A 20,625-nucleotide genomic window follows, 5' to 3' on the forward strand; every position below is an offset into this window, starting at 1 on the left:
GACGCCCCCAGGGGTGCCCGTGCACACTGCCGTCTACAACGATGTAGAACAGTCGACCACAGGAGCTCGCATGTTCCCCGTCCGTCTCACCCTCGACCCGGCCTTCACCGTCGGTCCCGTCCGCCGGCGCACCTTCGGGTCGTTCGTCGAGCACCTGGGCCGCTGCGTCTACACGGGCATCCACGACCCCGCGCACCCCACCGCCGACGCCGACGGCTTCCGCAAGGACGTCCTCGAGCTCACGCGCGAGCTCGGGGTCTCGACCGTGCGCTACCCCGGCGGCAACTTCGTCTCCGGCTACCGCTGGGAGGACGGCGTCGGACCCGTCGAGCAGCGCCCCGCGCGCCTCGACCCGGCCTGGCACTCGCTCGAGCCGAACACCGTCGGCGTCGACGAGTTCATGCGCTGGGCCGCGCTCGCCGAGGTCGAGCCGATGATGGCCGTCAACCTCGGCACGCGCGGCGTGCAGGAGGCCCTCGACCTGCTCGACTACTGCAACGGCACCGCGCCGACGTACTGGGCGGACCAGCGCCGGGCCAACGGTGCCGCGGACCCGTACGGCATCCGCATGTGGTGCCTGGGGAACGAGATGGACGGGCCCTGGCAGATCGGGTCCAAGACCGCGCACGAGTACGGGCGCCTCGCCGCCGAGACCGGCCGGGCCATGAAGATGGTCGACCCGACGCTCGAGCTCGTCGCGTGCGGCTCGTCGGGCGTCGTCATGCCGACCTTCGGCGAGTGGGAGCGCATCGTGCTCTCCGAGGCGTACGAGCAGGTCGACTACGTCTCCGCCCACGCGTACTACTGGGAGGAGGACGGCGACCTCGGGTCCTTCCTCGCGTCCGCCACGGACATGGACCACTTCGTCGAGTCCGTCACCGCGACCGCCGACGCCGTCCGGGCGCACAAGAAGGTGTCCAAGCGCATCCACATCTCGTTCGACGAGTGGAACGTCTGGTACCAGAAGCGCGCCGAGTCGAAGCCGCCCACCGGCGACGACTGGCCGATCGCTCCCGTCCTCCTGGAGGACCGCTACAACGTCGCCGACGCGGTCGTCGTCGGGAACCTGCTCATCTCGCTGCTGCGGCACACCGACCGCGTGCACGCCGCGTCGCTCGCGCAGCTCGTCAACGTCATCGCGCCGATCATGACCGAGCCCGGCGGCCGGTCCTGGAAGCAGACGATCTTCCACCCCTTCGCGCAGGCGTCCCGGTACGCCGCGGGCGACGTGCTGCAGGTCGCGATCGAGGCCCCGGCGTACGAGACCGCCCGCTACGGGGACGCCGCACTCGTCGACGCCGTCGCCACGCGCGACCCCGAGACCGGCGCGACGACGCTGTTCGCCGTCAACCGGTCGCTCACCGAGCCCGCGCTGCTCGAGGTCGACACCCGGTCGCTGCCCGGCCTGCGCGTGCTCGACGCGTCCACGCTCTCCAACCCCGACCACACGTGGGCAGCGACCGCCGACGACGACACGTCCGTCGCACCGCGCGCCAACACGACCGCCGAGATCCGCGACGGGCGCCTGGTCGTGCAGGTGCCGCCCGTGTCGTGGAACGTCGTCCGCCTCGGCGCCTGACGTGACCGGCACCGGTCCGTCACCCGTCGCCCCGCCCGTGCCCGCACCCGCGCCCGCGGGCACGGGCGGCCGGCGGCGGGGCCGCGCCCTCGTGGCCGGTCTCGTCGTCGGCGCGCTCCTCGTGGGTGCGGGCGTCGCGTGGTGGCTGTGGCCCGAGCCGGCCGTCGCGGCGACCGACCTCGAACCGTCGGGCGACCTGCGCGCGCACGACCCGGCGCTCGTCGTCGGCGACGAGGGCGAGCCCTGGTACGTCTTCAACACCGGCGACGTGCGGCAGGGGCTCGGCGCCCCGCAGATCCGCCGCTCGCTCGACGAGGGCCGCACCTGGGAGGAGGTCGGCACCGTGTGGGACGCGTCGACCCGGCCCGACTGGGCCTACGAGGCCGTGCCGGGCGTGCAGAACTTCTGGGCGCCCGAGGTCCTCGAGCACGACGGCACCTGGTACCTCTACTACTCCGCGTCGACGTTCGGCTCCAACCGCTCCGCGATCGGCCTGACGACCAACACGACGCTCGACCCCGACGACCCGGACTACCGGTGGGTCGACCAGGGGCTCGTGTGGGCGTCGACGCCGGGGGAGACCGACTACAACGCGATCGACCCCGGTGTCCTCGTCGACGACGACGGCCGGGGGTGGATGGCGTTCGGGTCGTTCTGGGGCGGGATCCAGCTCGTCGAGCTGTCGTTCCCGTCGGGCATGCCCGTCGACCGCGACGCCGAGCCCGTGGTGCTGGCGAGCCGCACCGGCGCGCCCAACCCCATCGAGGCGCCCTACCTCGTGCACCGCGACGGCTGGTACTACCTGTTCTTCTCGCGCGACTTCTGCTGCCAGGGCACGGACTCGACGTACAACATGGCCGTCGGGCGCTCGCGCTCGGTCGAGGGGCCGTACGTCGACCGGGACGGTACCGACCTCGTCGACGACGGCGGCACCCCGCTGCTCGCGACGACCGGCGACATGATCGGCCCCGGCGGGCAGTCGGTCTCGCGGGGCGTGCTCGCGTTCCACTGGTACGACGGCGCCTCGGGCGGCGGCATCACGCTCGGGCTGCGCGAGCTCGGCTGGGACGACGAGGGCTGGCCCGTCGCGACGACCGCGGAGGAGCAGGCGGCCGCGCACGCGGGCTGACGGCACCTGACGCGCGTGCCGCGGGAGCCCGGAGGTGGCCGCCCGCCGCACGCGCGTCGCGGGGCGTCAGTGGTGGTGGGCGTGCCGCCCCAGCTCCGTGACGGGCGTCGCTCCCGGACGCGTCCACTGCGGTGTCGGGCGGCTCGCGTCCCAGTCCTCCCGGCCGTCGGCGGTCGTCCGCCAGTACCAGCACGGCCCGTGGCCCTGCGGCCAGCCGTCGGGCGTGTCCTGCCACGACTCGCGCCGGCCGTACGGGGTCAGGTCGAGCAGCGCGAACACCGGGTTGGCGATCTCGACGCCGCGGCCCGTCGACGTGTACGTGAGGAACACGCGGTCGCCGTCGCGCAGGAACGTCGTGAGGCGCCCCATGTCCTCGCCGACCGGCCACGCGACGCCGCGCACCGAGTACCAGGGCTCGGTGTAGCCCATGAACTCCCGGTACGGCGGCACCTCGTCCCACGGGCCTTCGGTGAGCACCGCGAACGCCACACCGGCCGCGCGCAGGTAGACGCTGTCGCGCAGCGCCCACGCCGAGACCGTGCAGCCCTCGCACTGTCCCTGGAAGGGCGCGCCGTCGTGCCACATGTGCTGGTAGACGAGCAGCTCGTCACGGCCCTGGAACACCTCGACGAACGGCACCGGCCCCTCCGCGCCGACGACCTCGACCGCACCGTCGATCTCCACCATCGGCAGGCGGCGGCGCTCCGCGGCGAGCGCGTCCGCGGCGTGCGTGTGCGCCTTCTCGCGGACCAGCAGGGCGTCGCGCGCCTCCTGCCAGGTCGCCAGGTCGACGACGGGCGGGCGGCCCGTGCCGGTCGTCGTGCCCTGCGTCGCGCTCGTCATGGCGTCTCCCGTCGTGCCGCGGCCGGACGTGGGTCGTCCGGCGGGTCGCTACGGGGGCGGACCGGCAGCGCGGCCGGAACTCATCGGGTGCGTCAGTCGAGGCAGAACTCGTTGCCCTCGACGTCCTGCATGACCAGGCACGACTCGTCGAACCCGTCGGCGAGCATGAGCCGGACCTTGCGCCCGCCGAGCGCCGTGAGCCGGGCGCACTCCGCCTCGAGCGCCGCGACGCGCTCGTCGCCGACCAGCCCCGTGCCGACCCGCACGTCGAGGTGCACGCGGTTCTTCACGACCTTGCCCTCGGGCACCTTCTGGAAGAACAGCCGCGGCCCGGCGCCCGTCGGGTCGACGATCGCGAACGCGGCGTCCCGGCGCTCGGGCGGCAACGACTCGACGAACGCGTCCCACGAGTCGAAGCCCGCGGGCGGCGGTGGGACCACGTAGCCCAGCACCTCGCACCAGAAGCGGGCGACGCGCTCCGGCTCGGCGCAGTCGAACGTGACCTGAACCTGCCTGACCTGTGCCATCGGCCCAGGCTAGGGGCGGCCGCCCGTCAGAGCGCGCGCTCCAGCACGAAGTCGTCCTCGACCCGCGAGCCCACCGTGAAGTGCTTGGTCCCGACGACCGCGAACCCCGACCGCTCGTAGAACGCGCGCGCCCGGCCGTTCTGCTGGTTGACGCCGAGCCACATGCCCGCCGCCCCGCGCCGGCGGCCCTCGTCGAGCGACGCCGCCATGAGCGCGTGCGCGATCCCGGCGCCGTGGTGGTCGGGGTGCACGTAGCACTTCGACAGCTCGATCGTCGGGCGCACCGTGAGCGCCGCGCGCACGTCCTCGTCGGTCGGGTCGCCGTCGACGAGCATCGTGTACCCGGTCAGCGTGCCGTCGTCGTCCGCGACGAGCACCGCGCGCCCGCGGTCCACCACGTACTCCGTGAACCGCTCCGGCGAGAGCACCCGCCCGATGAACTCCTGCTGGTCCGCGGGCGTCGACCCGGGCGGGCACGCGAGCGGGAAGGTCAGCGCCGCGAGCGCGGCGAGCGCGTCGACGTCGTCGGGCGTGGCGGGGCGGACGGGCATGCGCGCCAGCATAGGCAGCGGGCGGCGACGGCCGGACGGCGTCCCGACGGGCCGGCGGCGGCGGGCGCGACGGCGGACCGGGTCAGGAGCCGCGCAGGGAGCGGCGCACGGCGCGGACGACGAGGCCCACGGCCCAGGCCAGCCCGGCGAGGCTGGCGGCGTTGATGCTGCGGCGCGCGGTCCGGCCGCGGCTGCTGCGGAACTCGCGCACGGGCCAGCCGACCGACGCGGCGTGCCGGCGCAGGCGGCGGTCCGGGTTGATCGCGCACGGGTGGCCGACCTCGGACAGGATCGCGACGTCGTTCGTCGAGTCGCCGTACGCGTAGGAGGCTGACAGGTCGATGTGGTCCCGCTCGGCGAGCGCCCGGACCGCGTCGGCCTTCGCCTGCCCGTGCAGCAGGTCGCCGACGAGCCGCCCGGTGTAGAACCCGTCGTCGTGCTCCGCGACGGTCCCGAGCGCCCCGGTCACGCCGAGCCGTCGCGCGATGACCTCGCCGATCTCGACGGGCGTGGCGGTGACGAGCCACACCTCGTGCCCGGCGGCGATGTGGTCGTCGAGCAGCCGCTGCGTGCCGGGGTAGATGCGCAGGCAGAGGACCTCGTCGTAGACGTCCTCGGCGATCGCGGTGACCTCGGCGACCGAGTGCCCGCGCATGATCTCGAGCGCGCGTGAGCGCACCTCGTCGATCTGCTGCTTGTTCTCGCCGAACGCCAGGTACCGCGCCTGGTGCACGCCGAACCGCACGATGTCGCGCTTGCGGAAGAACCCCCGCCGGTACAGGCCGACCGCGAGGTGGAACGCGGACGCGCCGCGGATGATCGTGTTGTCGACGTCGAAGAACGCGCCCGCGCGGACCTCGGTCGACCCCGGCTCGGCGGCGGCGACCGGGACGTCCGCCGGAGCGCCGGCGACACCGGCCTCCGCGATCGCGCGCGCGGCGGGGGAGGGATCGCGGACCGGACGCACCCCGCCACTCTACTGAGACGTACGCCACCCCCGCCCCACCCGCCCGCCCGCCCACCCCTCGCCCGGCACCGACCGACCCAGCCGGTCGCGGTGGTCGGGAGGCGCACCCGCGATCGCGCCGGTCGCCTAGCGTGGGGCTGTGGGAGACGCGAGGGTCGTGCTGTTCGGGCGGGCGGGGTGCCATCTGTGCGAGGACGCGCGCGCGGTGGTCGCGGACGTGTGCGGCCGGACGGGCGACACGTGGGTCGAGGTCGACGTCGACGACCCGCAGGGCGCGGGCGAGGGCCGTGACCTGGTCGGCGAGCTCGGCGAGCTGGTGCCGGTCGTCCAGGTCGACGGCGTGACGCAGGGGTACTGGCGGATCGACGCGCGACACCTCGAGCGGGCCCTTTCCCGCCCCCGCGCCACGCCCTAACCTGTCCTGCACGGTCCGACCCCGGACCGTTCGGGGGCTTGCGGGAGTCGACGTGGACACGCACGGCACGACGCCCCGGGCGCGCGGTGCGGCGACGGAGCCGACGGCGCCCGGTGCGGGGCGCGCACGCACGGTGCCGCCGGCGACGGTGGCGCGACTGCCGGGGTACCTGCGCGCGCTGCACGCGCTCGCGGCCGAGGGGGCGGTGCTGACGTCGTCGGACGAGCTCGCGGCGCGCGCGGGCGTGGGGTCGGCGCAGCTGCGCAAGGACCTGTCGTTCCTGGGCTCGTACGGGCGGCGCGGCGTGGGGTACGACGTGGCGCACCTGTCGGAGCAGGTCGAGGTGGTGCTGGGTCTGACGACGCAGCGTCGCGTCGTGATCGTGGGCGTCGGCAACCTGGGGCACGCGCTCGCGAACTACTCGGGGTTCGCGGAGCGGGGGTTCGCGGTCGTGGGGCTCGTGGACGCGGACCCGGCCGTCGTGGGGACGACGGTGGCGGGGCTCGTGGTGCAGCCGTTCGACGACCTGCACGCGCTGGTCCGGGCGAACGGGGTGTCGATCGGGGTGATCGCGACGCCGGCCGCGGGCGCGCAGGCGGTGTGCGACGCGCTCGTCGAGGCCGGCGTGGTGGGGATCCTGACGTTCGCGCCGCGGGCGCTGCACGTGCCGGCCCACGTCGACGTCCGCGCGGTGGACGTGGCCTCCGAGCTGCAGATCCTCGCGTTCCACGACCACCGCCGCACGGGGACCTGGGAGGCGTGACGGCCCGGGCGCCGCACACGACGGAGCCCCGCCGACCCGGGTGGGGTGGCGGGGCTCCGTGCGGGGGTCCCGGGGTGCGGGACGGGGCTCAGCCCTGGCGGATGGCCGAGACGTCGAGCGCGATGACGACCTTGTCGGCGACCAGGACGCCGCCGGCCTCGAGGGCCGCGTTCCAGGTGAGGCCGAAGTCCTTGCGCGAGATCGTGACGGTGGCCTCGAACCCGGCGCGCGTGTTGCCGAACGGGTCGACCGCGGTGCCGTTGAACTCGGTGGCGAGCTCGACGGACTGCGTCACGCCGTGGATGGTGAGGTCGCCGACGATGACGTAGTCGCTGCCAGCGCCGCGGATCTCGGTCGAGACGAAGGTCCACTGGCCGAACTTCTCGACGTCGAAGAAGTCGCCCGACTTGAGGTGGCCGTCGCGGTTCGCGTCGCCCGTGGAGACGGTGGCGGGGTCGAGCGTGACGGAGACCGAGGTGTCCGCGAGGGTCTCGCCGACGGTGATGGTGCCCTCGGAGACGGCGACCGAGCCGCGGACCTTGGAGATGCCGGCGTGACGGACCGTGAAGGAGGCCTCGGTGTGGGAGGCGTCGACCGCCCAGGTGCCCGTGGTGAGGCCGGCGGGAAGGGCGGTGGTGGCGGTGGCGGTCATGGGGAGCTCCTCAGTTGTTGAACGGTCAACCACTCTCGTTAGTTGACGATTGAACTACACTCGTCGGCAGAGCGCAACACATGTCCGGGATGGAGAACGTGATGAGCACCACCGAGCCCGCGCCGCGCAGCGGCTGGCTCACCGCCGAGCAGCAGGTCCACTGGCGGTCCTTCCGGTCCGGCGTCGCCCGCCTGACCGCCGTCCTCGAGCACGAGCTCGAGGCGCGCACCGGCCTGTCCACGCACGAGTACGAGGTGCTCGTCCGCCTGTCCGAGCAGCCCGGCCGCACCATGCGCATGTCCGAGCTGGCCGACGGCGTCGTGCACTCGCGCAGCCGCCTCACGCACACGATCCGCCGCATGGAGGACGCCGGCCTCGTCCGCCGCGCCCCCTGCGCCGAGGACGCGCGCGGCGTCAACGCGACCATGACCGAGGCCGGCTGGCAGCGGCTCGTGAACGCGGCGCCCGAGCACGTGCAGTCCGTGCGCGACCACCTCGTCGACGTCCTCACGCCCGAGCAGTTCGCCGCCCTCGGCGACGCGATGCAGGTCGTCGCGGACCGCATCGTCGGGGGCGGGTGCGACGACGACCCGGGTGTCCCGTGTCACGTCGCCTGACGGCCCGATCCGTCCGGGGCACCCAGCCAGGTTTGCGACACTGACCCCTATGGTCGCCACCACCGTCCACCTGCTGCGCCACGGCGAGGTGCACAACCCCGAGGGCGTGCTGTACGGGCGCCTGCCGGGCTACCACCTCTCCGAGCGCGGGCACGCGATGGCGCGCGCCGTCGCCGACGCCCTCGCCGGTGAGCCCGCGACGGCGGGCGGACCGGCCCGGCCGCGGCACGACGTCGTCACCGTGATCGCGTCCCCGCTGCAGCGCGCGCAGGAGACGGCCGCGCCGATCGCCGCCGCCTTCGGGGTGGAGGTCGGCGTCGACGAGCGGCTCATCGAGGCCGCCAACCACTTCCAGGGCAAGACCTTCGGCGTCGGCGACGGGTCGCTCCGTCACCCCGAGCACTGGCCCTACCTGCGCAACCCGTTCAAGCCGTCGTGGGGCGAGCCGTACCAGGAGCAGGTCGACCGCATGCTCGCGGCCGTCGCCGACGCGCGCCGCCAGGCCCGCGGTCACGAGGCCGTGCTCGTCAGCCACCAGCTGCCCGTGTGGGTCACACGCCTCGCGCTCGAGAACCGCCGGCTGTGGCACGACCCGCGTCGCCGCCAGTGCAGCCTCGCCTCGCTGACCACCCTGCGCTACGAGGACGACCGCCTCGTCGGCGTCGGGTACTCCGAGCCCGCCGCCGCGCTGCTGCCCGGTGCGTCGCAGGTGGCGGGCGCATGACCGTGCGCCGACACCCGCGTCCCGCCCGTCGGGCCCGCGCGTTCGCGCGCACCGCGGCCGCGGTGGCCGTCGTCGCCGCGCTCGCCGCCGGCTGCACGTCGCAGCCCGACGACGACACCCCCGCCGACGTCGTCGACCAGGGCTACCAGTCCGGCGACGGCAGCGCGACGACGTGGCCCGCCGCGGACCGCAAGGGCCCGGTCGAGATCGCGGGCACCGCCTACGACGGCAGCGCGCAGGCGGTCGCGGACTGGCGCGGCGACGTCGTCGTCCTCAACACCTGGTACGCCAACTGCCCGCCGTGCCGCGCCGAGGCGCCCGACCTCGTCGAGCTCGCGAACGACTACGCCGACGACGGCGTGCGCGTGCTCGGCATCAACGGGACGGACGCCGCGGGCGCCGCGGAGGCGTTCCAGCGCCAGTTCGACGTGCCCTACCCGAGCATCGAGGACACGGACGGCACGGCGATCGCCGCGCTGCAGGGCGTCGTCCCGGTGAACGCCGTCCCGACGACGATCCTGCTCGACCGCGACGGCAAGGTCGCCGCACGCATCCTCGGCCTGGCCGAGGCGTCGACGCTGCGCACGCTCGTCGACGACCTCCTCGCCGAGCAGCCGGAGGGCGCCGCGCCGTGACCGCCGCCGTCGTCCCCGCCCTCGCCGCCGGCGTGCCCGTCCCGGCGGACGTCGGCGACGTCTTCGGCCAGGCGGTCGTGTCGGGCTCGCTGCTGCTCGCGGTGCCGGTCGCGCTGCTCGCAGGGCTCGTGTCCTTCGCGTCGCCCTGCGTCCTGCCGCTCGTCCCGGGCTACCTCGGCTTCCTCGGCGGCATGTCCGGCGCCGGGGCGTCGCGCTCGGGCCGGGCGGACGCGACGGCGGCGGTCGCCGGCACGGGCACGACGACCGCGGCCACCGAGGCGGGCACCGACGCCGGCGGGACCGCCCGCACGGCCACGACGACCGCGGCGCGCGTCGCCCCCGCCCGCTCGCGCGTGCTGCTCGGCGTCGGCCTGTTCGTCGCCGGGTTCACCGCCGTCTTCGTGGCGTACGGCGCGCTCGCGGGCTCGCTCGGCGGCCTGCTGCTGCGCTGGCAGGACCCGGTGACGCGCGTGCTCGGTCTGGTCGTCATCGTGATGGGCATGGGGTTCCTGGGCCTCATCCCGTTCCTGCAGAACGAGCGCCGCCTCCACCTCGCCCCGCGCGCGGGGCTGTGGGGCGCCCCGCTGCTGGGCGTGACGTTCGGCCTCGGGTGGACCCCCTGCATCGGCCCGACGCTCGCCGCGATCCTCACGCTGTCCCTCGACGGCGGCTCGGCCGGACGCGGTGCGCTGCTCGCGGTCGCGTTCTGCGTCGGCCTCGGGCTGCCGTTCCTGCTGGTCGCGCTCGGGCTCGAGAGCAGCAGCCGCATGGTCGGCTTCCTGCGTCGGCACCGGCTCGCGATCATGCGCGTCGGCGGCGCGATGCTCGTCGTCCTCGGCCTCGCGCTCGTCACGGGCGTGTGGGGCACGTGGGCGTCCTGGCTGCAGGGCGTCCTCACCGGCTACGACCCCTTCGTCCCGGTGGTGTGACGTGACGACCTACCGCCCCGAGGGCCTCGACGACGCGTTCACGCAGCCGACCGACGCGACGGAACCGGCCGCCGACGCGACCGCCGGCCCCGTCCAGCTGCCGACGCTCGGCTTCACCGGCTGGGTCCGCTGGGCGTGGCGCCAGCTCACGAGCATGCGCGTCGCGCTGCTGCTGCTCATGCTGCTCGCCGTCGCCGCGGTGCCCGGCACGCTGTTCCCGCAGCGCGCGCAGGACCCGGCGAAGGTCGCGCAGTACCTGCTCGACCACCCGACGACGGGCCCGTGGCTCGACCGGCTCGGCTTCTTCGGCGTGTACTCGTCGGTCTGGTTCTCGGCGATCTACCTGCTGCTGTTCGTGTCGCTCGTCGGCTGCATCCTGCCGCGCACCACGGTGCACCTCGCGGGGGTCCGCGGCCGCCCGCCGCGCACGCCGCGCCGCCTGGGCCGGTTCCCCGCGCAGGGCGGCGGGACGACGGACGACGACGCGCGCACCGTCGCCGAGCGCGCCGCGGCGACCATGCGCCGCGGCTGGTCGTGGCTGCCGTTCGTGCCGACGTACCGCGTCGACGTGCACGACGAGGGCGGCGGCACGTGGTCGGCCGCGGGGGAGCGCGGGTACCTGCGCGAGACCGGCAACCTGGTGTTCCACCTCGCGCTCGTCGGGCTCCTCGTGTCCGTCGCGACGGGTCAGCTGCTGCACTACCGCGGCCAGGCGATCGTCGTGCAGGGCCGTGGGTTCGCGAACGCGCAGGTCGACTACGACACGTTCGAGAACGGGACGGGCTTCGACCCGTCGACGCTCGTGCCGTTCACGCTGCGGCTCGACGAGTTCGACGCGCGGTTCGACCCCGAGACGCTGCAGTCCCGCGACTTCACCGCGCACGTCACGCTGACCGAGCCGGGCGAGGAGCCGCAGGAGCGGACCATCAAGGTCAACCACCCGCTCACGGCGGGCGGCGCGAAGGTGTATCTGCAGGGCAACGGGTACGCGCCCGAGCTCACGGTCCGCGACGCGGCCGGCGAGGTCGCGTTCGCGGGTGCCGTGCCGTTCCTCCCGCAGGACGAGGTCTACACGTCGCGCGGCGTCGTCAAGGTGCCCGACGTGTCCGGCGACCAGGAGCAGGTCGGCATCGTCGGCTACCTCCTGCCCACGGCGAGCCAGGTCTCCGACACCCTGTACCGCTCGACGGACCCGCAGCCGGGCGACCCGCTGCTGGTGCTGTCGGTGTGGTCCGGCAACCTGGGGCTGGACACGGGCGTGCCGCAGAACGTCTACGAGCTCGACGAGTCCCGCATGGAGCAGGCCGTCGACGCCGACGGGAGCGCCGTGACGCTGTACGTCCGCCCGGGCGAGACGGTCGAGCTGCCCGACGGCCTCGGCACCCTCACGTTCGACGGCCTCCCGCGGTTCGTCGCGCTCGACCTCCGGCACGACCCCGCGCTGGCCTTCGTGCTCGTGTTCTCGCTGCTCGCGTTCGCGGGCCTCGCGGCCAGCCTGTTCGCGCCCCGCCGCCGCGTGTGGGTACGTGCCACGCCCGGGGCCGGCGACGACGCGGGCCGTACAGTGGTCACCGCAGCCGGTCTGGCCCGCGGGGACGACGTCGGTCTCCAGCCCGAGCTCGACCGCCTGCTGGCCGCCACGCTGCCGCCCGTCCCGACCCGACCGCAGGCACCCGACGCCCCGGCTCCCGCCGGCCCGGGAGCCGTCCCGCCCAGCCCGTCCGCCCCGACCGTCCCCCGAGGAAGCGCGACATGACCACCGGTGACATCTCCACGCTGCTCGTGTGGGCCGCGACGACCGCGCTCACGATCGCGCTGATCGCGTACGCCGCGGACCTCGCGCGCATCGCCGACGCGACGCAGCGCCGTACGGCGGCCCAGGCCGAGGCGCGGACCGCGGTCGCCGCAGGCGGCGGCTCGGTGGCCGTCGCCGTGGCGCCCCCGGCCGCGCCGGCGGGCTCGGCGAAGGCCGAGGGCATCGCGCGCTCGACGACCTACCTCGGGATCGCGCTGCTGTTCGCCGGCATCGTCCTGCGCGGGGTCGCCGCAGGCCGGTGGCCGACGGCGAACATGTACGAGTTCACGATCGTCGGCGTCTTCGTCGCCGTGACGGTCCACGCGGTCGTGCAGCGTCGCCGCGTCATCGCGTTCCTCGGCGTGCTCGTCACGGGCATCGCCGTCCTCGCGCTCGCGCTCGCGCTCAACGTGTTCTACATCCAGGCCGACGCGGTCCAGCCCGCCCTGCAGTCCTACTGGCTCATCCTCCACGTCGGCGTCGCGATCATCGCGACCGGCATCTTCACCGTCGCGTTCGCCGCGTCGGCGCTGCAGATCGTCGCGGACGTCCGCGCCTCCGGCCCGAAGCCCGTCGACGCGCCCCGTGCCTGGACCGACGGGATGCGCCGCGCCGTCGTCGGCCCGAGGTTCGCGTGGGTCGACCAGGTGCCGGCACCGCGCGAGCTCGAGGCGCTCGCGTTCCGCCTCAACGCGCTCGGCTTCGTGCTGTGGACGTTCACGCTCATCGGCGGCGCCATCTGGGCGGAGCACGCGTGGGGCCGGTACTGGGGCTGGGACCCCAAGGAGGTCGGCACGTTCGTCGCGTGGGTCGTCTACGCGGCCTACCTGCACGCCCGCACGACCCGCGGCTGGAGCGGGCGTCGCGCGGCGTACTTCGTGTTCGTCGGTTACGCCGTCGTGATCGCCAACTTCACCGTCGTGAACCTGGTCTTCAGCGGCAAGCACTCCTACTCGGGCCTCTGACGCGGCCGACCGTGGGGACCGCGCCGCGCTGGCTCCGACGGTACGTCGACGGTGAGCACGACGCGGTCTGGCACGAGCTGCGACAGCTCGGCGCGCGGGTCCGCGAGGCCCCGTACGCGTCCGAGGCCCAGGCGGTGTGCGACGAGATGGCGCGCCGGGCGCGGCACAACGTCGAGGTCCTCGTCGACCGTCTGACGGACCAGGGCTACCGGTTCCACGAGAACGACGACGGGCAGGCCGCCGTCGGGCCGCTCGCCCGCCCCGCTCCCGACGCGGACGAGTACGTCGCCTGGCTGGAGCAGACCTTCGGCGCGGTGCCGATGGTCCTTTCCTCGTGGGTCCGCGTCGTCGGCGACGTCTGGCTGGTCGGGACGCACCCGGCATGGGAGACGTCGGCGGCCGGCGACCCGCTCGTGGTCGAGATCGCCGGGACGCGGTACCCCGGGAGCGACGTGCGCGCCTTCCTGCTGGACGAGCGGGAGCAGTGGCGGGAGTACGCGGACGGCGCGCCGTTCCAGCTGCCGATCGCGCCGGACCACCTGCACAAGGACAACGTCAGCGGCGGTCCGCCCTACGGCGTCGTGCTGCCGGACGCCTGCGCGGACGCGCACGTCGTGACCGACGTGGGGATGCCGTTCGTCTCCTACCTGCGGCGCGTGTTCGACCACGGCGGGTTCCCGCGGTGGACCGGCGACGAACGTCAGGGAGCCGTGACCCGGTCGCTGGCCGCCGGCCTGCGACCGATCTGACCCGGGTCCTCGCCGCACGAGTGCGCGCGGGGCGTCGCCGTGCCGCGCGGGCGGCGTCAGGACGTGGGGGAGCCGTCGCCCGTGCCCTGCTCACGGCGGCGGCGGTCCTCGTCGAGCTTGCGCAGGAAATCGGGGTCGTCGTCGGGTGCGACCGGTCCCGTGCGGCGGCGCGGCGTCCACGTCGACCCCCCGGACGCCGGTGAGCCGCCGCCCGCCTGACGGGCTGCCGCACGGCGGCCGCGGCTCACGAGGATCCAGATGATCGCGCCCAGCACGGGCACGAGGACGACGAGCGCCATCCACAGCAGCGGGTGCACGCCGAGCCGCTCCTCGTCGGAGCTGCGGGAGATGTCGAGCACGCTCCACACGACGAGGCCGACCACGATCACGAACGCGAGGTAGCGGGCCATCCACCCACCCTAGGCGCGGAGCGGCCCCGGTGCCGTCCTAGGCTGGTGGGGTGCCCGTCGCGCTCTACACCCTGTACCGGTTGCTGCTGTTCGCCGCGTTCCTCGGCCTGCTCTGGGTCGCGGGGATGCGGTCCTGGCTGGCGGTGATCGCTGCGGCGCTGCTCGCGTGGATGGCCGGGTACGTGCTGCTGCGCACGCCGCGCGACGCGGCGGTCGCCTGGATCGCGGCGCGCGAGCAGCAGCGCGCCAGGTCCGGCGCGAAGGCCCGTTCCCGGGCCGAGCAGGACGCCGACGTCGAGGACGCGGCCGTGGACGCGGCGGGCGGGACGCCCGCCGACGACGACCCGGCGGGCGGTCCGAGACCGGCCTGACGCCGCCGGGTCAGATCGCGAGCCCGAGCCCGAGCAGCACGCCGAACGCGAGCTCGAGCATCCCGGTGCCCGCGAGCACCGGGACCAGGGCGCGCCCGCGGGCGCCGAGCAGGACGACACCGGCGAGGACGCCCGCGGGTGCGAACAGCAGCCCCACCATGAGCGCCCACGGCGCGACGACCGCGCACGCGACGCCGAGCGCGACCGGCAGCAGCACGAACGCGGCGTAGACGCGGCGCGCCTTGTGCTCCCCGAGCCGCACCGCGAGGGTCCGCTTGCCGACGAGCGCGTCCGTGGGGACGTCGCGCAGGTTGTTCGCCATGAGCAGCGCGCACGCGAGCAGCCCGACCGCCACGGCGCCGACCCACGCGGTCCACGGCAGCTCCAGCGCCTGCGTCCACGTCGTGCCGAGCACGGCGACGAGGCCGAAGAACACGAACACGCCGACCTCGCCGAGCCCGCGGTACCCGTACGGGGAGCGCCCGCCGGTGTACGTCCAGGCGGCGGCGATCGCGAACGCCCCGACGGCGAGCAGGAACCACTGCGACGTGACGACCACGAGCGCGAGGCCCAGCAGGCCCGCGACGGCGAACGCACCGAACGCCGCCCCCCGGACCGCTCGGGGGCTCGCGGTGCCGGACGCGGTCAGGCGCAGCGGGCCGACGCGGTCGACGTCGGTGCCGCGGATGCCGTCGGAGTAGTCGTTGGCGTAGTTGACGCCCACCTGCAGTGCGAGCGCGACGCCGAGCGCGAGCAGCGCACGCCCGAGGTCCGCCTCGTCGAGCTGCGCGGCAGCACCCGTGCCGACCAGCACCGGCGCGGCCGCCGCCGGCAGCGTCCTGAGCCGGGCTCCGGCCACCCACTCGCGTGCGGTCGTCACGCGCCGCTCCTTCCGGTCGGTGCGGGCGGGGCGCCCGCGTCGTCGTGCACGCCCGGCCGGGTCGTGCGGTCTCGTGCGGTCGGGCGGTCGGTGCGCAGCGTCTGCGCCGCCAGCCGGGTGACGGCCGTGCGGTCCACCTTGCCGGGGCCGCGCAGGGGCAGCGCGGGGACGGTCACGAGGTGGCGCGGCGCGCTGGGCGCCCCCAGCCGGCTCGCGACGGCGTCGCGGACCCGGTCCAACGTCGGTGCGCCCGCCGGACGCGGCACGACGACCGCGACGACGGCCTGCCCCCACTCGGCGTCGGGCACACCGACGACGCACACCTCGTGGACCCCGTCGAGGCCGCCCAGCACCGCCTCGACGGCCGCGGGGGCGACCTTCGCACCACCGGTGACGAGCACGTCGTCGGCGCGACCCAGCACCGTCAGCACGCCGTCGTCGAGCCGTCCGAGGTCGCTGGTCCGCAGCGCGCGGGCCCCGTCGGGGAGAGTCGTGAAGGCGTCGGCGTCGAGGTCGGGGCGGTCGCGGTAGCCCTCGGCGAGCACGGACCCGGACAGCAGCACGCGGCCGGCGTCGTCGAGCGCGACGGTGACGCCGTCGAGCGGGAGGCCGTCGTACACGCAGCCGCCGCACGTCTCGGTCATGCCGTACGTGGTCACGACCTGCACGCCTGCGGCGCGGGCGCGGGCGAGCACGTCGGGCGCCGTCGCCGCACCGCCGAGCAGCACCGCGTCGAACGTGGCGAGCGCGGCGGTCGCGGCCGGGTCGTCGAGGAGCCGCACGAGCTGCGTCGGCACGAGCGACGTGTACCGGCGGTCGGTCGCGGCGAAGCCCCTGACGGCGTCGACGACGGCGGCGGGACGGAACGGCCCGGGTGCGACGGCCACGGGAGCCGTCCCCGCGAGCACCGAGCGGACGAGCACCTGGAGCCCGGCGACGTGGTGCGTCGGCAACGCGAGCAGCCAGCGTCCGGGCCCGCCGAGCCGGCGCTCGGTCGCGGCGGCCGACGCGCGCAGCGCCGCGGCGGTGAGCAGGACCTCGCGCGGCTCGCCGGTGGACCCGGACGTCCGGACGACGACCGCGACGCCGTCGTCGACGGCCGCGCCGGGACCGGCAGCGGGTGCGGACGCCTGCTGCGCGCGGTCGGGGCCGTCCGCCTCGACCGGGCCGGCACCCGACGGTCCGCCGGGGTGCCCGCCGGGAGCGACGGGCCGGACGGCGGGGCCGGTGCCGTCGAGCGCCCCGGCCAGCGCGTCGAGCAGCGCGTGCGCGGGCACGTCGCGCAGGAGCCGGGTCACGCGCCCCAGCCTAGGCGCCCGCCGTGCGGGTGCCCGACGCGCGGCCCGGACGCACGGCCCCGGGCGCACGGCTCCGGCAACTAGAGTGACCGCGGTCCGCCCCCGAAGGAGCCCTCCGTGCCTCACGCCCCCGCCCGCCCGACGCTGCGCCTCGGCGCCGTCCTCGTCGTCGCGGTGCTCGCCGTCGGCGCCTGCGCGTCCGGCCCGACCGCGCCCGAGCGCACGACGCTCACGCAGGAGCCCGCCGTCGAGGTCGCGAAGGCCGCACCGCCCGCGGTCGTCGTGCCGCCCCGCTGGCCGCTCACGGGCGAGACCGCCGACGCGGTCGTCGACCGGCCGGCGATCGCGGTGAAGATCGAGAACCCGCGCGAGGTGCGACCGCAGACGGGTCTCGACCAGGCCGACGTCGTCTGGGAGCAGGTCGTCGAGGGCGGCATCACGCGGTTCGTCGCCGTCTACCACTCGCAGGTCCCGGAGGAGGTCGGCCCGATCCGGTCGATCCGGCCGATGGACCCGGCGATCGCCGCGCCGCTGCACGGCGTCGTCGCGTTCTCCGGGGGCCAGCAGGCGTTCGTGCGCGAGCTCGGGCAGTCGGGCGTGCAGATCATGAGCCAGGACGGCGGCGCGGCGGGCTTCTACCGCAAGAAGGGCGTGAAGCCCGCACCGCACAACGTGTACGGCACCCCGGCGACGTGGTGGGAGAACGCCGACGCGGGGCACCGCGCGTCCCCGCCCGCGCAGTTCACGTTCGCGCGTCGCGCCGAGCAGGCGACGGTCCTCACGGCGGGAACGCCCGCGACGCTCCTCGACCTGCGGCTGTCGGGGTACTCGCACCCCCGCTGGTCGTTCGACACCGCGAGCGGCACGTGGCTGCGGTCCGAGGGGGACACGCCCGCGACCGCGCGCTCGGGCGCCCGGCTCGCGGCCCGCAACGTCGTCGCGCTGCGCGTCCAGCTCGTCGACTCGGGCACCAGGGACCCGGCGGGCAACCCGGTGCCGGAGACGGTGCTGGTCGGGACCGGCTCGGGCACCGTCGTCAGCGGCGGCAAGGCGCTCGAGGTGACGTGGTCGAAGCCGGCGACGGACGCCGTGCTCGCGCTGACCGGCCCCGACGGCGCGCCTGTCAGCCTCGCTCCCGGCGTGACGTGGGTCGAGCTCGTCCCCGCGGCGTCGGGCAGCGTCACCGTCTCCTGACGCGGCACCCGCGTCCCGGTGCGCCGCCCGGGGGATCGTCGGGCGGATGACGGGGCACGCCCGCCGGGCTCAGGAACGTGCACGACGCTCCGTGACACAGTGGTCCGCGTGACGAGGACGACGCGGAGCGCGACGACGACCGGACGTGGACGACGCGGGAGCGCGCTGCGGTGGGGTCTGCCGCTCGTCGGTGCGATGCTCGCGCTCGCGGCCTGCGGCACGTCCGCCGAGCAGACGCCCCCGCCGACACCCGTCACCGAGCGCCCGGCGATCGAGCCCGACAAGGGCGCCGCGCCGGCCCCGGTGGTGCCCCCGACGTGGCCGCTGACCGGCGTGCCGGGCGAGCCCGCGCAGCGTCCGGCGCTGGGCGTGAAGATCGAGAACACGGCGGTCGCGCGGCCGCAGACCGGCCTCGAGCAGGCGGACGTCGTGTGGGAGACGATCGTCGAGTTCGACGTGTCCCGGCTGATCGCGGTCTACCACTCGCAGGTGCCGGCGGAGGTCGGGCCGATCCGGTCGGTGCGCCCGATGGACCCGGTGATCCTCGCGCCGACGCACGGCCTGCTCGTCTTCTCGGGCGGGCAGCCGGGCATCCTCGCGCTGGTCAAGGACAGCGGGTTGCAGATGATCTCGCACGACGCGGGCGCCGACGGGCTGTACCGCACGCGCGACCGCGCCGCGCCGCACAACGTCTACGGCACCCCGGAGGTGTTCTGGGCGCAGGCCGACGCGGCCCACCAGGCCCCGCCGGGGGAGCAGTTCACGTTCGCGCGCAGCGCCGACCGGGCGGCGGCGGTGGCCGGGGGCACGCCGGCAACGGTGCTGGACTTCCGGCTGTCGGCCGCGTCGAACCCGCGCTGGTCGTGGGACGCGGGCTCGGGTACGTGGCTGCGGTCGGAGGGGCAGACGCCCGCGACCGCGCGCACGGGTGCGCGGCTGTCGGCGGTGAACGTCGTGTCGATCACCGCGGCCCACCCGAACACGCAGTTCGGTGCCCAGGGCGGCGCCCCGGTGCCGACGTACGAGCTCGTCGGGTCCGGCGACGGCGTGGTCGCGACGGGCGGGAAGACGGTCGCGGTGCGGTGGCAGAAGGACGCGCAGGACGCCCCGATGCGCCTGTTCCTGCCCGATGGCCGCCCCGCCGACCTGGCGCCCGGCAACACGTGGGTCGAGCTCGTGCCGGCCGGCTCGGGGTCGCTGACCGTTGGCTGAGTCCGCCGGAGGGAGGGCCGCCGCGCACCGGGGTCAGCCCGTGGGCGGAACGTTGTCCCCCCACGGGTGGGTTTCCTGCCGGCGGGTTCCCGACGTGAGGGCGACGCGCGCGTGGGGGTCGCGCCGACAGGCTTGTCGGCATGGCCACCGAACACCTGCCCGCCCGTGAGCACAGCACCTCGTCGCTCGGCGCCGTCGTGACGTCGGTCGTGATCCTCGTGGGTCTCGTCGTGGGCGCGTCGCTCGCGATCAGCCAGGTCGTCGACCTGGCGGCGTGGGCGTTCGGACGCCAGTGAGCGCCGGCTCCCGCGCGTCTGCTGACGGGGTGGAGGGACCTCGTCAGTAGGCGTACGGGAAGCCGGACCAGTCGGGATCGCGCCTTTGGAGGAAGGCGTCGCGTCCCTCGACGGCCTCGTCGGTCATGTAGGCGAGCCGGGTGGCCTCCCCGGCGAACACCTGCTGACCGGCGAGGCCGTCGTCCGCCAGGTTGAAGGCGAACTTGAGCATCCGGATCGCCTGCGGCGACTTGGTCGCGACGACCCGGGCGTACTCGAGTCCGGCCTCCTCGAGCGCGTCGTGCGGCACGACGTCGTTGACCGCACCCCACGCGTACGCCTCGTCCGCCGAGTACTCGCGCGCGAGGAAGAAGATCTCGCGCGCGCGCTTCTGCCCGACCTGCCGCGCGAGCAGCGCGGACCCGTAGCCGCCGTCGAACGAGCCGACGTTGGCGTCGGTCTGCATGAACCGGCCGTGCTCGCGGCTCGCGATCGTGAGGTCGGCGACGACGTGCAGCGAGTGCCCGCCGCCCGCGGCCCACCCGCCGACGAGCGCGACGACGACCTTGGGCATGGTGCGGATGAGCCGCTGGACCTCGAGGATGTGCAGCCGTCCGGCGCGTGCGGGGTCGACGGCCTCGGCGGTGTCGCCGTCCGCGTAGCGGTAGCCGTCGCGGCCGCGGATGCGCTGGTCGCCGCCCGAGCAGAAGGCCCACCCGCCGTCGCGCGGGCTCGGCCCGTTGCCGGTGAGCAGGACGGTCCCGACGTCGGACGTCGTCCGCGCGTGGTCGAGCACGCGGTACAGCTCGTCGACGGTGTGCGGGCGGAACGCGTTGCGGACCTCCGGCCGGTCGAACGCGACCCGGACGACGGGCAGGTCCCGCCCCGTGGCACCGGCGGCGCGCTGCTCGGCGTCGGGCCGGGCGTAGCCGCGGTGGTACGTGAGGTCGGTGAGGTCCTCGAAGCCCTCGACGGTCCGCCACCGGCGGGGGTCGAACGTCGTGGAGACGGGATCGGGCAGCGGGGGCTCGGCGGTCGGGGAGGCGTGGCTCACGACGTCACCCTAGTTCCCGACGATTCTGGTACGGTCGTACTAGAACGTGCGCGGGACGGCGGACCTGACACCCGGCGCGCACGCCCCGCCG

24 protein-coding genes are annotated in these 20,625 nt (G+C 75.1%); 15 read left to right on the forward strand and 9 right to left on the reverse strand.

Annotated elements, in window-relative coordinates; all coding sequences use genetic code 11:
• The first annotated feature begins 70 nt into the window (after positions 1-70).
• Positions 71-1,579, forward strand: a complete 1,509-nt coding sequence (locus OOT42_RS04870; RefSeq protein WP_273653823.1) for an alpha-N-arabinofuranosidase — start codon at positions 71-73, stop codon at positions 1,577-1,579.
• A gap of 1 nt (position 1,580) precedes the next feature.
• Positions 1,581-2,708 carry an arabinan endo-1,5-alpha-L-arabinosidase gene (locus tag OOT42_RS04875; protein WP_273653824.1) on the forward strand — a complete coding sequence of 376 codons (1,128 nt, stop codon included), beginning with the start codon at positions 1,581-1,583 and terminating at the stop codon, positions 2,706-2,708.
• A 66-nt stretch (positions 2,709-2,774) separates the two neighbouring features.
• Here the strand turns inward: OOT42_RS04875 and OOT42_RS04880 are convergent, their stop codons facing one another.
• From OOT42_RS04880 to OOT42_RS04895, 4 genes are all read right to left on the reverse strand, one after another.
• The gene (locus OOT42_RS04880) at positions 2,775-3,551 is read right to left on the reverse strand and encodes a DUF899 family protein (RefSeq protein WP_273653825.1); all 777 of its coding nucleotides are present in this window, start codon (positions 3,549-3,551) and stop codon (positions 2,775-2,777) included.
• 92 nt (positions 3,552-3,643) lie between these two features.
• Positions 3,644-4,078 (reverse strand): VOC family protein, encoded by a 435-nt coding sequence (locus tag OOT42_RS04885; RefSeq protein ID WP_273653826.1) that lies wholly within the window; start codon positions 4,076-4,078, stop codon positions 3,644-3,646.
• 26 nt (positions 4,079-4,104) lie between these two features.
• A complete protein-coding gene (locus OOT42_RS04890) occupies positions 4,105-4,629 on the reverse strand; it encodes a GNAT family N-acetyltransferase (protein ID WP_273653827.1) in 525 nt (174 codons plus the stop codon).
• A gap of 82 nt (positions 4,630-4,711) precedes the next feature.
• Positions 4,712-5,596 carry an HAD family hydrolase gene (locus OOT42_RS04895; RefSeq protein WP_273653828.1) on the reverse strand — a complete coding sequence of 295 codons (885 nt, stop codon included), beginning with the start codon at positions 5,594-5,596 and terminating at the stop codon, positions 4,712-4,714.
• Positions 5,597-5,735: 139 nt separating this feature from the next.
• Here OOT42_RS04895 and OOT42_RS04900 point away from each other — a divergent pair, with 139 nt between their 5' ends.
• Together OOT42_RS04900 and OOT42_RS04905 are read left to right on the forward strand one after the other, a co-directional pair.
• Entirely contained in the window at positions 5,736-6,011 is a 276-nt protein-coding gene (locus OOT42_RS04900) for a glutaredoxin family protein (RefSeq protein ID WP_273653829.1), read from the forward strand.
• A 52-nt stretch (positions 6,012-6,063) separates the two neighbouring features.
• Positions 6,064-6,774: a redox-sensing transcriptional repressor Rex gene (locus tag OOT42_RS04905; RefSeq protein ID WP_273653830.1), complete on the forward strand. Its 711-nt coding sequence runs from the start codon at positions 6,064-6,066 to the stop codon at positions 6,772-6,774.
• Positions 6,775-6,862: 88 nt separating this feature from the next.
• Here the strand turns inward: OOT42_RS04905 and OOT42_RS04910 are convergent, their stop codons facing one another.
• Positions 6,863-7,426 (reverse strand): YceI family protein, encoded by a 564-nt coding sequence (locus OOT42_RS04910; RefSeq protein ID WP_273653831.1) that lies wholly within the window; start codon positions 7,424-7,426, stop codon positions 6,863-6,865.
• Between the two features lie 101 nt (positions 7,427-7,527).
• Here OOT42_RS04910 and OOT42_RS04915 point away from each other — a divergent pair, with 101 nt between their 5' ends.
• The 7 genes from OOT42_RS04915 to OOT42_RS04945 are packed head-to-tail and all read left to right on the forward strand — an operon-like array spanning position 7,528 to position 13,840.
• Positions 7,528-8,043 carry a MarR family winged helix-turn-helix transcriptional regulator gene (locus tag OOT42_RS04915; RefSeq protein WP_273653832.1) on the forward strand — a complete coding sequence of 172 codons (516 nt, stop codon included), beginning with the start codon at positions 7,528-7,530 and terminating at the stop codon, positions 8,041-8,043.
• 49 nt (positions 8,044-8,092) lie between these two features.
• Entirely contained in the window at positions 8,093-8,767 is a 675-nt protein-coding gene (locus OOT42_RS04920; protein WP_273653833.1) for a histidine phosphatase family protein, read from the forward strand.
• Entirely contained in the window at positions 8,764-9,402 is a 639-nt protein-coding gene (locus tag OOT42_RS04925; protein WP_273653834.1) for a TlpA family protein disulfide reductase, read from the forward strand. The genes OOT42_RS04920 and OOT42_RS04925 overlap by 4 nt, the downstream gene beginning before the upstream one ends.
• Positions 9,399-10,331 (forward strand): cytochrome c biogenesis CcdA family protein, encoded by a 933-nt coding sequence (locus OOT42_RS04930; protein WP_423775960.1) that lies wholly within the window; start codon positions 9,399-9,401, stop codon positions 10,329-10,331. Before OOT42_RS04925 ends, OOT42_RS04930 begins: the two co-directional genes overlap by 4 nt.
• A gap of 1 nt (position 10,332) precedes the next feature.
• The gene (resB, locus tag OOT42_RS04935; protein WP_273653835.1) at positions 10,333-12,087 is read left to right on the forward strand and encodes a cytochrome c biogenesis protein ResB; all 1,755 of its coding nucleotides are present in this window, start codon (positions 10,333-10,335) and stop codon (positions 12,085-12,087) included.
• The gene (gene ccsB, locus OOT42_RS04940) at positions 12,084-13,091 is read left to right on the forward strand and encodes a c-type cytochrome biogenesis protein CcsB (RefSeq protein ID WP_273653836.1); all 1,008 of its coding nucleotides are present in this window, start codon (positions 12,084-12,086) and stop codon (positions 13,089-13,091) included. Before resB ends, ccsB begins: the two co-directional genes overlap by 4 nt.
• 11 nt (positions 13,092-13,102) lie before the next feature.
• A complete protein-coding gene (locus tag OOT42_RS04945; protein ID WP_273653837.1) occupies positions 13,103-13,840 on the forward strand; it encodes a hypothetical protein in 738 nt (245 codons plus the stop codon).
• A gap of 56 nt (positions 13,841-13,896) precedes the next feature.
• Here OOT42_RS04945 and OOT42_RS04950 read toward each other — a convergent pair whose 3' ends face one another.
• Entirely contained in the window at positions 13,897-14,250 is a 354-nt protein-coding gene (locus tag OOT42_RS04950) for a PLDc N-terminal domain-containing protein (protein ID WP_273653838.1), read from the reverse strand.
• A 50-nt stretch (positions 14,251-14,300) separates the two neighbouring features.
• On the opposite strand from OOT42_RS04950, the gene OOT42_RS04955 reads away from it, so the two are divergent.
• Positions 14,301-14,621, forward strand: coding sequence for a DUF4229 domain-containing protein (locus OOT42_RS04955; RefSeq protein WP_273653839.1), 321 nt, complete (start codon positions 14,301-14,303; stop codon positions 14,619-14,621).
• A 10-nt stretch (positions 14,622-14,631) separates the two neighbouring features.
• Here the strand turns inward: OOT42_RS04955 and OOT42_RS04960 are convergent, their stop codons facing one another.
• Both OOT42_RS04960 and menE read right to left on the reverse strand, forming a co-directional pair.
• A complete protein-coding gene (locus OOT42_RS04960) occupies positions 14,632-15,501 on the reverse strand; it encodes a 1,4-dihydroxy-2-naphthoate polyprenyltransferase (RefSeq protein WP_273653840.1) in 870 nt (289 codons plus the stop codon).
• Positions 15,498-16,799 carry an o-succinylbenzoate--CoA ligase gene (gene menE / locus OOT42_RS04965; protein WP_273653841.1) on the reverse strand — a complete coding sequence of 434 codons (1,302 nt, stop codon included), beginning with the start codon at positions 16,797-16,799 and terminating at the stop codon, positions 15,498-15,500. Before menE ends, OOT42_RS04960 begins: the two co-directional genes overlap by 4 nt.
• Positions 16,800-16,916: 117 nt before the next feature.
• Between menE and OOT42_RS04970 the strand changes: the two genes are divergently transcribed.
• From OOT42_RS04970 to OOT42_RS04980, 3 genes are all read left to right on the forward strand, one after another.
• A complete protein-coding gene (locus tag OOT42_RS04970; RefSeq protein WP_273653842.1) occupies positions 16,917-17,993 on the forward strand; it encodes a DUF3048 domain-containing protein in 1,077 nt (358 codons plus the stop codon).
• A gap of 108 nt (positions 17,994-18,101) precedes the next feature.
• Complete coding sequence (locus OOT42_RS04975) at positions 18,102-19,205, forward strand: DUF3048 domain-containing protein (RefSeq protein WP_273653843.1); 1,104 nt, start codon at positions 18,102-18,104, stop codon at positions 19,203-19,205.
• A gap of 140 nt (positions 19,206-19,345) precedes the next feature.
• Positions 19,346-19,501 carry a hypothetical protein gene (locus OOT42_RS04980; RefSeq protein ID WP_273653844.1) on the forward strand — a complete coding sequence of 52 codons (156 nt, stop codon included), beginning with the start codon at positions 19,346-19,348 and terminating at the stop codon, positions 19,499-19,501.
• Positions 19,502-19,544: 43 nt separating this feature from the next.
• Here OOT42_RS04980 and OOT42_RS04985 read toward each other — a convergent pair whose 3' ends face one another.
• Positions 19,545-20,534 carry a 1,4-dihydroxy-2-naphthoyl-CoA synthase gene (locus tag OOT42_RS04985; protein ID WP_273653845.1) on the reverse strand — a complete coding sequence of 330 codons (990 nt, stop codon included), beginning with the start codon at positions 20,532-20,534 and terminating at the stop codon, positions 19,545-19,547.
• Positions 20,535-20,625 lie beyond the last annotated feature (91 nt).

Origin of the sequence: Cellulomonas fimi (genome assembly GCF_028583725.1) — a bacterium.
Lineage (GTDB): Bacteria > Actinomycetota > Actinomycetes > Actinomycetales > Cellulomonadaceae > Cellulomonas > Cellulomonas fimi_B.

What these genes read in the sequence shown, in the direction of transcription:
- OOT42_RS04870 (WP_273653823.1), top strand. Translation starts at nt 71, where the DNA reads ATGTTCCCCGTCCGTCTCACCCTCGACCCGGCCTTCACCGTCGGTCCC.
- OOT42_RS04880 (WP_273653825.1), bottom strand. Translation starts at nt 3,551, where the DNA reads ATGACGAGCGCGACGCAGGGCACGACGACCGGCACGGGCCGCCCGCCC.
- OOT42_RS04885 (WP_273653826.1), bottom strand. Translation starts at nt 4,078, where the DNA reads ATGGCACAGGTCAGGCAGGTTCAGGTCACGTTCGACTGCGCCGAGCCG.
- OOT42_RS04890 (WP_273653827.1), bottom strand. Translation starts at nt 4,629, where the DNA reads ATGCCCGTCCGCCCCGCCACGCCCGACGACGTCGACGCGCTCGCCGCG.
- OOT42_RS04910 (WP_273653831.1), bottom strand. Translation starts at nt 7,426, where the DNA reads ATGACCGCCACCGCCACCACCGCCCTTCCCGCCGGCCTCACCACGGGC.
- OOT42_RS04915 (WP_273653832.1), top strand. Translation starts at nt 7,528, where the DNA reads ATGAGCACCACCGAGCCCGCGCCGCGCAGCGGCTGGCTCACCGCCGAG.
- OOT42_RS04920 (WP_273653833.1), top strand. Translation starts at nt 8,093, where the DNA reads ATGGTCGCCACCACCGTCCACCTGCTGCGCCACGGCGAGGTGCACAAC.
- OOT42_RS04925 (WP_273653834.1), top strand. Translation starts at nt 8,764, where the DNA reads ATGACCGTGCGCCGACACCCGCGTCCCGCCCGTCGGGCCCGCGCGTTC.
- ccsB (WP_273653836.1), top strand. Translation starts at nt 12,084, where the DNA reads ATGACCACCGGTGACATCTCCACGCTGCTCGTGTGGGCCGCGACGACC.
- OOT42_RS04950 (WP_273653838.1), bottom strand. Translation starts at nt 14,250, where the DNA reads ATGGCCCGCTACCTCGCGTTCGTGATCGTGGTCGGCCTCGTCGTGTGG.
- OOT42_RS04980 (WP_273653844.1), top strand. Translation starts at nt 19,346, where the DNA reads ATGGCCACCGAACACCTGCCCGCCCGTGAGCACAGCACCTCGTCGCTC.